13 protein-coding genes are annotated in these 14,222 nt (G+C 40.3%); 3 read left to right on the forward strand and 10 right to left on the reverse strand.

Annotated elements, in window-relative coordinates; genetic code table 11:
* Nucleotides 1-80 precede the first annotated feature (80 nt).
* From MIC7126_RS0102320 to MIC7126_RS0102340, 5 genes are all read right to left on the reverse strand, one after another.
* Nucleotides 81-407 (reverse strand): hypothetical protein, encoded by a 327-nt coding sequence (locus MIC7126_RS0102320; RefSeq protein ID WP_017651508.1) that lies wholly within the window; start codon nucleotides 405-407, stop codon nucleotides 81-83.
* A gap of 353 nt (nucleotides 408-760) precedes the next feature.
* Nucleotides 761-1,543, reverse strand: a complete 783-nt coding sequence (locus tag MIC7126_RS0102325) for a peptidylprolyl isomerase (RefSeq protein WP_017651509.1) — start codon at nucleotides 1,541-1,543, stop codon at nucleotides 761-763.
* Nucleotides 1,544-1,669: 126 nt separating this feature from the next.
* Nucleotides 1,670-1,867 carry a hypothetical protein gene (locus MIC7126_RS0102330; protein ID WP_017651510.1) on the reverse strand — a complete coding sequence of 66 codons (198 nt, stop codon included), beginning with the start codon at nucleotides 1,865-1,867 and terminating at the stop codon, nucleotides 1,670-1,672.
* Nucleotides 1,868-1,932: 65 nt separating this feature from the next.
* Nucleotides 1,933-3,468: a beta-barrel domain-containing protein gene (locus MIC7126_RS0102335; protein WP_017651511.1), complete on the reverse strand. Its 1,536-nt coding sequence runs from the start codon at nucleotides 3,466-3,468 to the stop codon at nucleotides 1,933-1,935.
* A gap of 108 nt (nucleotides 3,469-3,576) precedes the next feature.
* Nucleotides 3,577-6,612: a peptidase domain-containing ABC transporter gene (locus MIC7126_RS0102340; RefSeq protein ID WP_017651512.1), complete on the reverse strand. Its 3,036-nt coding sequence runs from the start codon at nucleotides 6,610-6,612 to the stop codon at nucleotides 3,577-3,579.
* A gap of 201 nt (nucleotides 6,613-6,813) precedes the next feature.
* On the opposite strand from MIC7126_RS0102340, the gene MIC7126_RS32185 reads away from it, so the two are divergent.
* The gene (locus MIC7126_RS32185; RefSeq protein ID WP_274517483.1) at nucleotides 6,814-6,945 is read left to right on the forward strand and encodes a hypothetical protein; all 132 of its coding nucleotides are present in this window, start codon (nucleotides 6,814-6,816) and stop codon (nucleotides 6,943-6,945) included.
* 1,026 nt (nucleotides 6,946-7,971) lie between these two features.
* Here MIC7126_RS32185 and MIC7126_RS0102350 read toward each other — a convergent pair.
* Complete coding sequence (locus tag MIC7126_RS0102350; RefSeq protein ID WP_017651514.1) at nucleotides 7,972-8,679, reverse strand: diacylglycerol/polyprenol kinase family protein; 708 nt, start codon at nucleotides 8,677-8,679, stop codon at nucleotides 7,972-7,974.
* 56 nt (nucleotides 8,680-8,735) lie between these two features.
* Between MIC7126_RS0102350 and yidD the strand changes: the two genes are divergently transcribed.
* On the forward strand, nucleotides 8,736-8,981 hold the full coding sequence (yidD, locus tag MIC7126_RS0102355) for a membrane protein insertion efficiency factor YidD (protein WP_017651515.1): 246 nt from the start codon (nucleotides 8,736-8,738) through the stop codon (nucleotides 8,979-8,981).
* Between the two features lie 73 nt (nucleotides 8,982-9,054).
* Nucleotides 9,055-9,762, forward strand: coding sequence for a M15 family metallopeptidase (locus MIC7126_RS0102360; RefSeq protein ID WP_017651516.1), 708 nt, complete (start codon nucleotides 9,055-9,057; stop codon nucleotides 9,760-9,762).
* Nucleotide 9,763: 1 nt separating this feature from the next.
* Here MIC7126_RS0102360 and MIC7126_RS0102365 read toward each other — a convergent pair whose 3' ends face one another.
* From MIC7126_RS0102365 to MIC7126_RS0102380, 4 genes are all read right to left on the reverse strand, one after another.
* Complete coding sequence (locus tag MIC7126_RS0102365; RefSeq protein ID WP_017651517.1) at nucleotides 9,764-10,237, reverse strand: TspO/MBR family protein; 474 nt, start codon at nucleotides 10,235-10,237, stop codon at nucleotides 9,764-9,766.
* Nucleotides 10,238-10,470: 233 nt separating this feature from the next.
* Nucleotides 10,471-10,707, reverse strand: a complete 237-nt coding sequence (gene rpmB, locus MIC7126_RS0102370) for a 50S ribosomal protein L28 (RefSeq protein ID WP_017651518.1) — start codon at nucleotides 10,705-10,707, stop codon at nucleotides 10,471-10,473.
* A 121-nt stretch (nucleotides 10,708-10,828) separates the two neighbouring features.
* Complete coding sequence (htpG, locus tag MIC7126_RS0102375; protein WP_017651519.1) at nucleotides 10,829-12,814, reverse strand: molecular chaperone HtpG; 1,986 nt, start codon at nucleotides 12,812-12,814, stop codon at nucleotides 10,829-10,831.
* A 184-nt stretch (nucleotides 12,815-12,998) separates the two neighbouring features.
* Entirely contained in the window at nucleotides 12,999-14,171 is a 1,173-nt protein-coding gene (locus MIC7126_RS0102380; RefSeq protein WP_017651520.1) for a glycosyltransferase family 4 protein, read from the reverse strand.
* Between the last annotated feature and the right edge of the window lie 51 nt (nucleotides 14,172-14,222).

The following is a 14,222-nucleotide window of genomic DNA, read 5'->3' on the forward strand; positions in this document are numbered from 1 at the left end:
AGCTTTGTTGTTGGAACAATCAAAGCTTTCAGCATTTTTCTTAATCGGATACCCTAGAATGGGTACCCAATATTTTTTTACTATCTAGTACCAGCGATTAAAGTACCAGCAGATTCAGACAATTGACCAATAATTGCGGTGTTGGATACGTCTGATTGAGCGTATGTGTTGGGTCCAATTGCAGTGTTTTCAAAAACAGTTGTAGACGCATTACCGGAAACGTTTACACCACTGTTAAGAGCAGAGTTTACAGCCGCATTTTTGATCAAGCTGATGTTAACAGTGTATTGTTGCTTGATAGCGGTTACTAGATTCACGTTCTTTCCACCAGTAACAGTACTAGGTGTTCCACCGATAACTGCAGAACCTTCAACTGTTTCCAAAGTGTTTAAATCAAAGATAATCATTGGTTTTCTCCTGAAAGTTAGTAGTCGTTTTTGGAATTTTTGTCGTGAGCAATTTGTTTTTTGCTCACATTCATAATGTAACTCATTTATTCAAAAAAAGGGTTTCTCTTCCAATTTTCTTTATAGTTAATATTTGAAAATAAACCATTTTTTGTTAACAATTAATATTTAACATTGCACGTGAAAAACTGGACAATAATATATTTATTGCCCAGAATTAGTTATATATATTTAACCCAAAACTTGAATTAATAATTTAGATAATTATTCAAAATTTTGTAGCACTTTTTATATAAAAATGCTCACATTTAATCAATGATTGAATTGAAAATACAGAGTACTCAATCACAGATTTATGCCTGCTGGGGCAATTCTTCTGGAGGCGATAAATGATTATCTGAGTTGAGTTTAACAGCGATCGTTACATTAGTAATCTGCTGTTTTAGCCAACTTAAAAACAGTTCTGTAACAATATTTTGCTGTAAAAAATTATTTAATTCAGGTTGAATAATTTCCTCAACCCAAATCAAATGTACCCCCTTAGGAGTGGTAATTGGTTTAAGAACATTTGGCGGGGAAGCTGCAAATACTGCTGCTGCAATTTCTGGACGAAAAGCTTTGCGGTATTGAACTCCTTGATAACCATAAGTACGACGAAGTTCAATGTCTTGGATGTAGATACGGGCGATTTGTGTAAAACTGGTTTCGCTTTCTTCTAAAGCATAAAAAAGCTCTAAAGCCAAATCTCTATCGGCGAAAATCACCTCATAGGTGACAGCAGCTACATAATCTAGTTGGTGTTGATAAAAATATTTTTCGACTTGCTCAGAAAATAAGTGATTTGCTAATTTCCGCGAAAGTACATTGTGGCGGACTAATTCTTCAAAATCATCAACAGAAAGATGGTACTTTTCTAACCATGTCCACGTGTCTTTAGCTTTGACAAGTTTCTTGGCTAGCCGTAAATTATTTCCTTCTTCCTGCAATTCTTCTGGGCTAATTGTAATGCCTAATTCTTCCGCTGCGGCAATAATGATGCTTTGTGATGCTATGGACTCTACTACGTCGGGTATTTGACAAGAGAGTTTGAGGCTACGAATAATGTCTGATTCAGAAATCGTCAGATATTCGGGCATGATGGAATCCCTCCATACATTGCTTTTGGTCTAGCTTTTAGATTCAGATGAAGTCTTACTGCTCAACTTCTCATTAAAACCCGACTTTCCGGTAGAGTCTAGGTCACTTTGGTGGTAACAATGGTTCTATATTGATGCAGATATAGATGATAGTTCCTTATCTATTCTTTCTGCTAATTTATAAGCCATTGAAGGGGGATTGCGGTAATTGCTAGCGGTTTTTCTAAACGCCCACCGTCTAGCTTCCACTTCAGAAACGCCAAATTCCATTGCTAAATCACGGTAAGACCAGCCGTGTTTTCTCATTAGGTCAATTGGATGCATAAGCTTGCTCCTGATGTCAATATCTATGTGTGTGATGTTGGGGATATATCAAATATTGCCTGTGATTAAAGTTCTAAACCGCCTTTTTGCAGCTTTTTAAATGGGTCTAAAATGAAGTCAATTACTCGGCGCTGACGGACAATTACTTCTGCATTTGCGGTTTGACCTGCAGTTAAAGCAATGCGTTTATTGCCATTTTCAACATACTGCTGATCTAAAGCAATTTCTAACTCAAAATTGTTAATACTTCCTTGAGGAGTTTGACTAACTTTAGAATCAGGAGAAACCCATATAACTTTGCCAGACACGATGCCATACTCTTGAAATGGATAAGCATCAAACTTAATTTTGACAGGCATACCAACTTTTAAAAAGCCGCTATCTTGACTAGGAATTTCTGCTTTGAGAATAAAGCTAGCATTTTTAGGCGCAATTTGAGCAATGCGTTGACCTGACTGGACTACTGCGCCTGGTTTAGTGACTGGTAATTCAAAAATTATTCCATCTATCGGTGCGCGGACTATTCGTTGCTGCAATTGCAGTTTTACTGATGTGATTTGGCTTCTAGTTTGAGTAATTTCTGATTGCAATGTGGAAATTTGTGTTTGTAATTCTTTAAGTTGTTCTTGACTTTTCATTACTGCTAACTTTCCGGCTTGCATAGCAGTTTGAGAGTTACTTTCCGCTTCTTGTAATTGCAGTTTTGCTTGTTGGATATCAGACTCTAACTGATTCATTGTGGCTTGATAGCGGTTTTGTTCTTCAGTTAGACGAAATTCGGTTTGTTTGATATCTGATTGAGCTTTTTCATAAATTCGTTGACTTTCTTGTTGTTCTTTTTTGAGTTGGTCAACTTGAGTTGCAGAAACTGCACCATCTTTAATCAATTGGCTAAAGCGCTCTACTTGTCTGGAATCGATAGTTAAGCGACCTTTGGCTGATTTTGCGTCATTGCGAGTGGTTTGTATCTGTTGTTGGACTTGATTAACTAGTGCTAGTTTTTCTAACTTTTGTAAGTTATAAATGCTTTGTTTGGCGTCTAGGTTTTGTTTTGCTTGATTGACTTGGGCGAGTTTTTCTAATTCTTGGGATTGATTTTGTTGTTGCAAAACTTCAATAGATAGCATAAGTTGGGTTTTGAGTAATTCTGCTTGCGATCGCTGAGTTTGTAATCCTGCTAATTTTGTCTGTGCTTGTTGTAGTTCTGTCTGCAGAATATCCGATTCTAATTCCAACAAAATCTGTCCACTTCTAACGCTGTCACCTTCTTTGACTTTAACTGCTTTCACACTCCCACTGACTTGAGAATCCAATTTTTGGGTCGCACCTTGCGGTTCTACGCGCCCTCTAGCAGTTCCAGTTTCATCTACTTTTGAAAGTGTCGCCCAAGGTAAACCAACAACTACGAAACCTATCAAAACATACAATAATCCCCGTGTCCAAAGTTGCGGTAGAGCGTCTAGTAATTCTTCTGTACCATAAAATAATTCTGAGGATGACTCTTTTTGATTTTCTTTCTCTACTATCGGTTCTTGTTCATGTCTATAGTTTGGCTGTTCTGGAGTCAGCCTAGATGAGTTATTAGTTGATGGATATGGCATGAATTTTTCCTGACATAGATGTGTGTGGAGAAATTTCTGGAGAGAGTTGCGCTAAATTCTTATTTTTTTAGCGCTAAGGTATGGGGAGGTTTTTGACAGAATTGTTCTTTAAGTGGTTTGAGCTAATTGTTGTTGATTGAGGTAGTAGTAATGACCTTTTTTAGCGATTAATTGCTCATGAGTACCACTTTCTACTAATACTCCCCGGTCTAAAACGAGAATCAAGTCAGCATTACGGACGGTGGAGAGACGATGGGCGATGATGACGCTGGTACGTCCTTGGAGGATGGTTTTCAAGTTGTTTTGAATAATCCTTTCTGATTCTGAATCTAGGTGACTTGTGGCTTCATCGAATAGGAGTAGTCGGGGGTTTCCTAATAAAGCACGGGCGATCGCTAAACGTTGGCGTTGTCCACCGGAAAGCATTCCTCCTCCTTCGCCAATCTGAGATTCATAACCCATTGGCAGTTTTTGGATAAATTCATCAGCACCAGCGAATTTAGCTGCTTGAATGATGTCTTCTAGGGGGGCTTGGGGATGAGCGATCGCTATATTTTCTCGAATTGTTCCCCCGAATAAAAAGGTATCTTGGTCAACCACTCCAACTTGAGAACGCAGGGACTGTAAGGCAATATTGGTAATTTCTTGACCATCAATCAAAACTTTACCATCTGTGGGCGGATACAATCCTAAAATCAATTTGCTGAGGGTGGTTTTTCCGGAGCCACTACGTCCTACTACTGCTACCATTTGTTCTGGTTTAATTTGAAATTTGAGATTTTCTAAAATGTTATTCTCACTTTCTGGATGATAGCGGAAGGTGACGTTCTCAAAGCAAATATGACCGCGTAGTTTTCCTAAAGATTTACGGGGTTTATTTTGTAAATCTTCTTCTGGTTCTGCTTCTAAAACATCATTAATTCGTTCGGTGGAAATTACTATTTCTTGTAGTTGATTCCACAGTTGAGAAAGTCTTTGAAAGGGACTCAATACGTTTCCAACTAACATATTAAAAGCGACTAATTGTCCAATGGTAAGTTCTCCTTGAATTACTTGTGTAGCGCCGAACCACAGCAAGGCGGTATTCACAAAGGTTTGAATTACACCACTAATAATTTGCAGGTTGTTACTAATTAACTGTGCGTTAAAGCTTTTTTTCACTAAATCATTTAATAGTTCTTCCCAACGCCAGCGTACTGTTTGTTCAATAGCTAAAGAACGAACGGTGCGGATACCGGTGAGGGACTCGATTAGGTAACTATTTTCTTGAGCACCGGCGTTAAATATCTCTCTGGATATGCGGCGTAAGATGCTGGTGCTAGCTAGGGCGAGGATAAAGAATGGCGGTACTGTACACAGCACAAATATGGCCATGCGCCAGCTATAGGAGAACATTAAGGCTAGATAAACTACTAGTGTGAGTAAATCCAGCAGGATGGAAAGGGTTTGTCCGGTGAGGAAACTCTGAATTTTTTGGGTTTCTTGGATGCGAGAGACGATATCACCGACATAGCGGGACTCGAAGTAGGAAAGAGGTAAGCGTAGGGTGTGCTTGATGAAACCTACGAGTAGAGAAAGGCTGATGCGGTTGGCTGTATGGGCTAGGAGGTATTGTCGTACGCCGTTCATGGCGATGCTAAAGATACCGAAGACAATCATCCCAATACCGACGGCGTTGAGTGTGGGAATGCTGCGTTGGACGAGTACTCTATCAAGTAACAATTGGGTGAATACTGGTGTGACGAGTCCAAACATTTGAATCAGTATGGAAGCGATGAAGATTTCGCCGAGTACTCGATAGTGGGGTTTGACTAACTGGAAAAATTTCCAAAAGCTAGGGGTTTCGTCTTTGGTGTTTTTTAATAAGGCTGTGGGTTCGAGTAGGAGGGCGTAACCGCTCCATTTGGCATTAAATTCGCTTTTTGTCAAGCTACGTTGTCCGATGGCTGGATCGCAGACAATGACGCGGTTTTTGGTGATTTCGTAGACGACGATAAAGTGTTTTCCTTCCCAGTGGGCGATCGCTGGTAGGGGTTGTTCGGCTAATTTATCGAGGGTGGCTTTGACGGGACGACTAGCAAAGCCTAGGCTTTCGGCGACGGTGGCTAGGGCTTTTAATGAGGCGCCACTGCGGTTGACGTTGGTCATTTCCCGTAGGCGGTTAACACTGAGGTGTTTGTCCCAATATTTACCAATCATCACTAAGCAAGCACAGCCACAATCAGCGGCGCTTTGTTGGGCGTAGAAGGGGTAATTTTTGTGAAGGCGTCCCCACCATTGCTGGATGCGGGTTTTGGGGCTGGGAAAGTACGGCTGGGGTTTTTTCGACTGGGGTCTGGATAGTGGTTGTTGGGGGAAGGGAATGACGCGGGATTTTGTCGGTTGGGGAATGATTTCTGTGGTGTCGAGTCCCCATTTTCCTAGTTCTGGACAGTATTCTAGGGCTGTTTCCCAGTTGGATTGTTTGAGTATATGTATAGCGGCTGGTTGTATAACTTGCCAAGTTCCTGGTTGTGGTTGAGTGAGGATGTTTCCTGGTGTTAATCGCTGTCCATCACGGTGTTGTAATTCACCTGTTTGCAAGATTAATAGTTGAGTATTTTGGATGATTTGTGGGGCGATCGCACCTGGGGCTAAATCGTGTTTTTCAAATAAGGATAAAGCTTTGAAGGTTTGTTCTATTGATGATGTTTGAGTGAGATTTTGGGAGTTTTGCCGACATTGTATGAGTAGTTCCCAATGTTCTGCACGGGCTTGGAGTTTTTGTTCAATTTGAGGAGATTCTGCTAGCAATTCTTCTAATATTTCTCGTGGTAAATATCCCAGTTTTAAATTAGCTGTTGATCTGGCTGCGTAGGGGGTGAAGTTGGTTTGGGGAAATAATGTGGCTTCGCCAAAAATTGATCCTGGGGATAAGGTGGTAATCAGGTTCTCGGTGCTGTCTAATATCCGGACTTTGCCTGCGAGAATAATATATATACCTGGGTTAGTTTGGGTTGATTGCCAAAATTGTCTTGTTGCTGGTGGCTCAATTATAGACATCATTGACAGACAATTTTGTAAGGCTTTTAGTGAAATTTTTTCTCCCCAAATCTGCATCAGCATTTGTGCATGATTTTGCAGTGAAATATTGTTTATCAGCATGAATTTTTCTCCCCTTTTTAATAAACTGTTTTCTGGGAATTGGCAAGATATTGCTTGCTATTTATGCTTTGGTTTTTGTTTTGATTAAATTGCCAATTGCAGCTTTTTTGAATTGATTACCAAAGCAGATATCTCCTCACCTCACACCAATTTCATTGATGAATATCACAAACCTTTTGCTAGAGGAGTTGCACTATAGCTTTGAGTTCTATTTTTGTAGCGATCGCTACCCCCATTCTCTCACTTCCCAGCCCGCAATCTCTGCTGATGGCTCTGGATGATGATTTTGACGTTGATCTTGGGTGGGTGGCGGAAATTGGCGCAAAAGCATAATTTTAGACAATTTTTGCGCTCTAAAAGAGTTGTTTTTACTGACTTGTTGTGACATGATGATCTGCAGTTGTAATCAACTGTGAATTGTGGACAAGTAAGTTAACAGCAGTTGTGACGGAAAGCCTGGCAGCAAAAACTCACAACTCGAAGGCTACATAGCCAGATCAGGTTAATTAATTTGTTGATGCGGTTTGCAAAGATTACACTCCAGTCTGTTTTCTCTCAAGCTTTAGCCAGCTTGGGGGATACATTCTGGTAAGTCGCAATCTCAGGAAATACTGAAGTAAATACAGCAGAGTTCAACTTAGCAAACAGAGATTGCTTTGAGGTTTAGGGAAAAGTGCTGTAAGTTAACAATGGCGACCGCATAACGACCAAATATTAACTGCATACTTACTTAATTTGTGTAAAAATTAAGTGAGTACTCACTATTTCTGGCATAGAAAATTAAAAAAATCTGCATATTGTATCTGGTTATACGGTTCTTATTTTTCCACACTAAATCTTATTACACAAGCCACCATTAAGTACAGAAACTTCACTGAATCTTATACTGCTTCTAAATGTCTTTTTTCACAGATGCAACCAGAAAACAGTACTTTCAGTATGTAATTTAAATTACTCTTCACAGAGTTTTTTTTTAATGTGGAAAATTCACTAAATTCTAGATAGGTATACTGACAAATAAAATCTGATTTTCAAGGATTTAAATCAAATTATTTTTTTCAGCGAATAAATATTTTATACAAAATAATACTAATTGTTTTGCTCTACCCACTTTAAATTACTTAAGTGATTCGTGACTATATTTGTATATATTTTCGATTAATATTTCTTATGATTTAGTTGCGAACAGACTGATATGTCCTCAGAAATTAAACATTAATGTGAAAGTTTGAACAAATTACGCAAAGTTGTGACTAGAATCACCGATATATTGACAACAATATGAGAAGATATACAACTCATACAAGTAGCCTGCCGCAGTCCTGTGCTACTAGCAGCAAAAAATTCGCAGTTAATAGTCTACAAAGTAGGAAGTCTATGAATTAAAAAGAAGGCTAGGGCTGCGCTACCGAGAGGAACCGTCAAATTATCAATCCCCAGAAAAGAAAAAGCTTCTAAGCCAGTAGCTACCAAGGCTACAACTAATGAGACTATCCAAGTTGACCAGATATTACCTTGAACGCCCAGCAAGATCAAGCTACTAATGGCATAGCTGACGACAGTCATTGTCAGGGAACCTTCCCAGCTTTTTTGTCCCCCAAAAACTTCATATTTGTGTTTGCCAAAACGCTGTCCAATTAAAGCAGCTAGTCCATCACCCCATGTCATCACCAAAATCCCCAAAGCTGCGTACTGTGGTTGTTGTAAGTACCAGAAGCAAGCAATTAAAACACCAATACTCACAGAATAAAAAAATGTGCCTAGGCTTTGGCGTCCGACACTATTAATTCCGGGGAGAATCGGCAATCGGTAAGATAATAAAGTGATGGCACTGGCGACAATCGAAGCCGTAATCCCGACAATGGCGGGGATATTTAACCACCAAGCTAGTAGAATCACATTACCGGTGCCAATATGGACTATTTTTCGCAAAATTTCGGGATCATTATTGGCAAAACGATTAATGATCCAAGCGATCGCTAAAATGAATAATACCCAAACGGCAACTATGGCAAATTGTAGCCACAAGGAGGGAATCGACTGGAAAATGGCAAGTGTAGTCAACAAAAACGTTACTAAAAATTTTCACCCTATTACTACTCTATTAGATTTAGGTGACGACGATGAAAGTATTATTGATTTTGCTGATTCGGGGCTACCGCATGTTTATTTCTCCCTTGTATCTCCCCACCTGTCGCTTTCAACCCACCTGTTCTATGTATGCGATGGAAGCAATTGAACGCTTTGGTGTTTGGCGCGGTAGCTGGATGGGAGTTCAGCGCATCTGTCGCTGTCATCCATTTCATCCTGGGGGTTATGATCCGGTACCACAGAAATTGCATCAGATACACCAGGAAAAAAGAGAATAATATTTTTGTGATCAAGAAGTTGGGTTGCAGGTCTCTACAGGTTTAAAATGTTGGGAATTCTACTACTAATTAAATGAAACCTTACCAGCAAATTAAAATTGTCGAATGTGGCGAACAGCTAGGAGAAATTCCTCTAGAATTATTTGCGGTAGAATCTCCCCATCCTTATGAAAAACTTGGTGCGCCTTATGGAGAAATTTCTCCTTATTATCTGCGACAAAGTGTGATTAAAAGATTAATCGCCGCTCAAAATTATCTGCAATTACTGCGTCGGAATTGGCGAATTCAAATATTTGATGCCTATCGCCCAGTAGCAGTACAGCAATTTATGGTAGATTACAGTTTTGCGACAGAAATTAAACAGCGGGGTTTGACTATAGCGGAGTTATCACCAAATCAACTCCGAGAAATTTGGGAAGCAGTTTATCAAATTTGGGCTGTACCCAGTTTGGATTTACAAACTCCCCCTCCCCACAGTACGGGTGCAGCGGTAGATATAACTTTGGTGGATAATACAGGGGAAATTGTGAATATGGGTTCGCCGATTGATGAGTTGTCAGAGCGATCGCATCCCGATTATTATGCCAATAATTCTCATCCTCAAGCTGAATATTACCATAGTCATCGGCAGTTGTTACGGGATGTAATGATTCAAGCTGGGTTTCAACGCAATCCTAAAGAATGGTGGCATTTTTCCTATGGTGATCAGATGTGGGCTTGGTTAAATAATCAAGCTGATTCCACTAACTGTTTCACAGCCTGCTATGGGCGTTTAATGTAATTTAAATGTCTTGGGGATTGAGACTCATCATTTTCCAAGTGGTATAAGTACCAATGGGACTCCACAGCAAATAGGGAACTAGTAGCAATGCTGCCCAACCGGATATACTCAAGACGGCGAGTGTCAAAATAATACAGATAATCAAACCTGTACCACCGAGGATTGTCCCTACTTTCAGACTACGCAACCTGAACATGACAGGGGTGTAAGCAATAGTGACAATTTCTAAGAGCAGGTATAAACTCATCAGTAACCAAGTGTTACTACTTCCTGGTTCTCTTTCCCAAATAATGTAAGCTGACCAAGCACCGCAGATAAAGATTGTAGTCCAAATTAGGGGAATCGCGCCCTCAAACGTTAACCACCTTGGTCTTTGCAATCTTTGAAACCACTTGCGATCGCTGGATGTAATTAAACTACCAGCCGCAGCTACAATAAAAGCTACACCCCCAATCACCATCCAAGATTTAATCATAACCCCGCTATCCTTAGCGATCGCCTAAATATTTCGCATTCTATAGCGATTTTGGCAGTTTAGTTGCTCATCGCTCATCGTCCTTGGGTTTGATTAGTTTTGAGCGGGGGTGGTGTTTTTCTGAGATAATATGATGAAACCTCTTCGTGATGAAGAGGTGAGATGAGAATTTTTAACGCGAAGGTGCGCTGAGTTTTTCTTGAGGGGACGGGTTAGGGGCTGGAATTTGGGAGTTAGTAATGATTGAGGTTGATTCCTGCTTCTTTAGCCATGGCTTCAATACCTTTGGTTTCTAAGGATTTGATAGCTTTGGTTGACAGCTTCAATCTTACCCAGCGATTACCACTCGGCCACCAAACGCGCTTATTTTGCAAGTTTACTTGTTGTAAGCGTTTGGTGCGACGGTGGGAGTGGGAAACCGCGAAGGCGTTGTTAGCTTTTTTTCCTGTTAATTCGCAGCGACGGGACATAATTAGGTATCTCCAGATGAATACAGCCTTTCTATTTTAGGGCTTATTAGTGAACACGATGGAGAGACGTAAAATTTTACGTCTCTAGATCTTTGTTGCAGGGGTTTTATTCGCCTATGATTTACTTACCCGCTTGTTCTGTTAGCTTGGTGAGTACTTCATTGGAACGTTCCACAAAGGATTTCATCCCTTCAGCGTCGAATCCTTTTTGCGACATCAGCGCTAAATCGTAGACGTGTTGACAAATCAAGTTGACTAAGGGATTTGTCGAAGATTGTCCATCTTCTTGAATGATTCCCCCTTGGTTGAGATTTGCCAGATTTTGAATTAGAGGATGAGCGGTGTTTACCAGTAAAATATGATCTTCGGGAAACTCTGAATTTTGCTGTTGCATTAAGGCGTTCATTTCTCGCAGACGACGGAGAATTTCTGGTAACAGCACGATCGCTGGTGGTGTACTCTGGGGATTATCAGATTTTAACGCTTCGGTGCGGATGTTGACTTTGGGTTTGTTGAGAGATTTCTCAAATAGTTCTTTGATGGATTCGCTGCGAGTTTTGTTGGTTTTGGGATCGACGATTTCCCCAGCTTTGTTTTGATCTAGTAAGGTGTTATCTAAATCGGAGTCTACGCGGGTAAATTTGACGTCGCTGTATTCCCGTTCCAGGAAGTTGATAAAGTGGGTGTCGATGAAGGAGTCCATAAATAGGACTTCTAACCCTTGATTTTTGTGCAATTCTATGTATGTAGCTTGGGTGGTTTCATCAGTGCTGTAAAACACCCGATTTTCATGGCGTTCTTTGTTGCGTTCTAAATATTCTTTCAGGGTGGTGTAAGGAGTGCTGGATGTTGTATCCTCGGTTGAGGAAGGAGTGACATCTTGCCAAACATCCCCATCTGGTGATTGTACTTCCACGGTGGGAGTTTCCACTGCAGCCTTTGGTGCAATTTTAGCTGTGGTGCGGAAAACGATGATATCTTCGACTTGTTTTTTAAATTTCTCGTCGTTGAGAACACCAAATTTCACAAAAGTGCTGAGGTCTTTCCAAGCGCTGATGTATTGTTCGCGGTTGTCGCGGTATAATTCCTTAAGGCGATCGCCCACTTTCTTAGCGATATAATCGCCGATTCTCCGCACAGTGCGATCGCCTTGCAATGCACTCCGAGATACATTCAAAGGAATATCCGTACTATCAATCACCCCGCGCATGGGTGTGAGAAACTGAGGAATAATCTCTTCGCAGTTATCGCTGACAAAAACTTGATTACAAAACAGCTTGATTTGTCCCTTGGTCACATCCACATCAGGGCGCATTTTGGGAAAATATAAAATCCCGTTGATGATAAAGGGATAATCTGTGTTCAAATGCACCCACAATAAAGGTTCTTCTTGAAATGGGTACAAGTAGCGGTAAAATTCTAAATAATCTTCTCGACTCAGATTACTTGCAGACTCCCGCCAAGGTGCTTTTTGCTGATTTAATACTTCTCCATCCAGTTTAATTGGCACCGGCATGAAGTCACAGTAAGTCTTGACGAGATTTTTAATCCGCGCAGCTTCTAAAAACTCCTCTTCTTCTCCTTGGAGAGTCAGGGTGATAGTTGTACCGCGAGTTGTCCGGGTTGACTCTTCTAAAGTAAACTGCGGCGAACCATCACAAGTCCAGTGTACTGCTTGGGCGCCTTCTTGATAAGAGAGGGTATCGATTTCGACTTTTTGCGCCACCATAAAGGAGGAGTAGAAACCAAGACCAAAATGACCGATAATTGGTTGGTCTGACTTACCCTCATACTTGTGAATGAATTCTTCTGCACTGGAGAAAGCGACTTGGTTGATATATTTCTTCACTTCATCAGCAGTCATCCCAATGCCATTATCGGTGAGCGAGAGGGTTTTATTGTTTTTATCAATCGCAATTTGAATTTCTGGTTCACCGATGTCTCCAGTATACTCCCCGGCACGGGACACCATGTTTAGCTTCTGAATAGCATCTACCGCGTTGGATACCAATTCCCGCAAGAAGATTTGGTGATCTGAGTAGAGGGACTTCTTGATAATTGGGAAAATATTCTCAGTATGGATACTGATAGTGCCTTGTTCTAGCATGATTTGTAATTGAATAACAGTCTCTCAATGAGGATTTTAAGAGCAGAGTCGATGCGATCGCCCTTTTTGATGGGCTTGTTTTCCCCCCTAGGGTGATGCGGATTTCTCTACTCGATCAGTGTAATATATGAGTATCGATGTTTCTGTCGTTTGTCTAATTCATTCTCAATCCTGGCTTCCCAGATTAGATTAGCTCAGAAAATAATCTGTTGGCAGTTTCACCAGCGATCGCCCAATTTAATCGAGTCACATACTCATTGAATGAAGACAGCGCTAAATTCTCATAGTTTTGATAGTCACTCAGATAATTGACAATATATGTAGTGTAGTCGCTGATGGTAGCATCTACCGCAAAAGTTTTGCCATTGACGTCATCGTGAATAATACTAGGAATACCCGCCACATTGGTAGTCAGACAAGGAACACCAAAAGCATTAGCTTCAATTAAGACATTGGGAGTCACATCAGCCTGGGTAGGTAAAATCAAAAAATGAGCCTCCGCCAGTAAATCATAATACTGTTTTTTCCCGGCTGGCGTGGATTTATTGATGTATCCTATAGGGTTAACGAAATCGGGTAAATTTTCTTTGTTGTGGGGTAAATCTCCTAAAATTGTTAATTCCACATCCCACCCCATATATTTTAATGCTTCACTGACTGCTAGAGCGATGTCACCTCCTTTTCTTTGCCAATCAACGCCAATAAAAATTAACTTACATGTATGGTTATGGCGACGATTAATCAAAGCTTGAATATCAGCGATCGCTCTTTGGGGATTGATTTCTAAATTTGAACCCCTGGGAATTATTTTCACTTTATTGGGATTAATTCCATAAAATTGCACAGCTTGTTCCGCAGCCCAATTTGAAGCAAAAATCGCTAACTTACATTTCTCCAAAGCCAACTTTTCTAACAAGTAAATATTCTTCTTTGTTTCCGGACAAAGATTACTTAAATAAGGATAAAAATCAACCAACGCAGCTAAAATTGTATCTACCCAAAGCACAATTGGTTGCTGACAATTGAGATAAGCGATAGGTGTAGAACCTTCTGTACACAAAATTAAATCAACATCCAAACTAGACAACCGCTGATCAATTTGCACAGCATAATTCTTACTCACCAGCGGTTCAGCCCATCTGTAATAATCTTTGTTGTCAAAATATCTATAAAAACTCCATTTTCCCTTGGTTAACCAAGTATATTTTTTCTGAAAATTGCTGATATTTTCAATCTGAATACCCTGGGAGGCTAGGGTTTTATAGATAAAATGATTAGAGCTATAATTCCCTATGTGATGTTTTTTCCATCCGGCATAATTCACAACATCATATGTGGTGACATAAGCTATTTTCATCAGCAGCTATCCTTATTTGCACCCAATATTGGTATCACGATTTTATACACG

The sequence above is a fragment of the Fortiea contorta PCC 7126 genome, assembly GCF_000332295.1.
Lineage (GTDB): Bacteria > Cyanobacteriota > Cyanobacteriia > Cyanobacteriales > Nostocaceae > Fortiea > Fortiea contorta.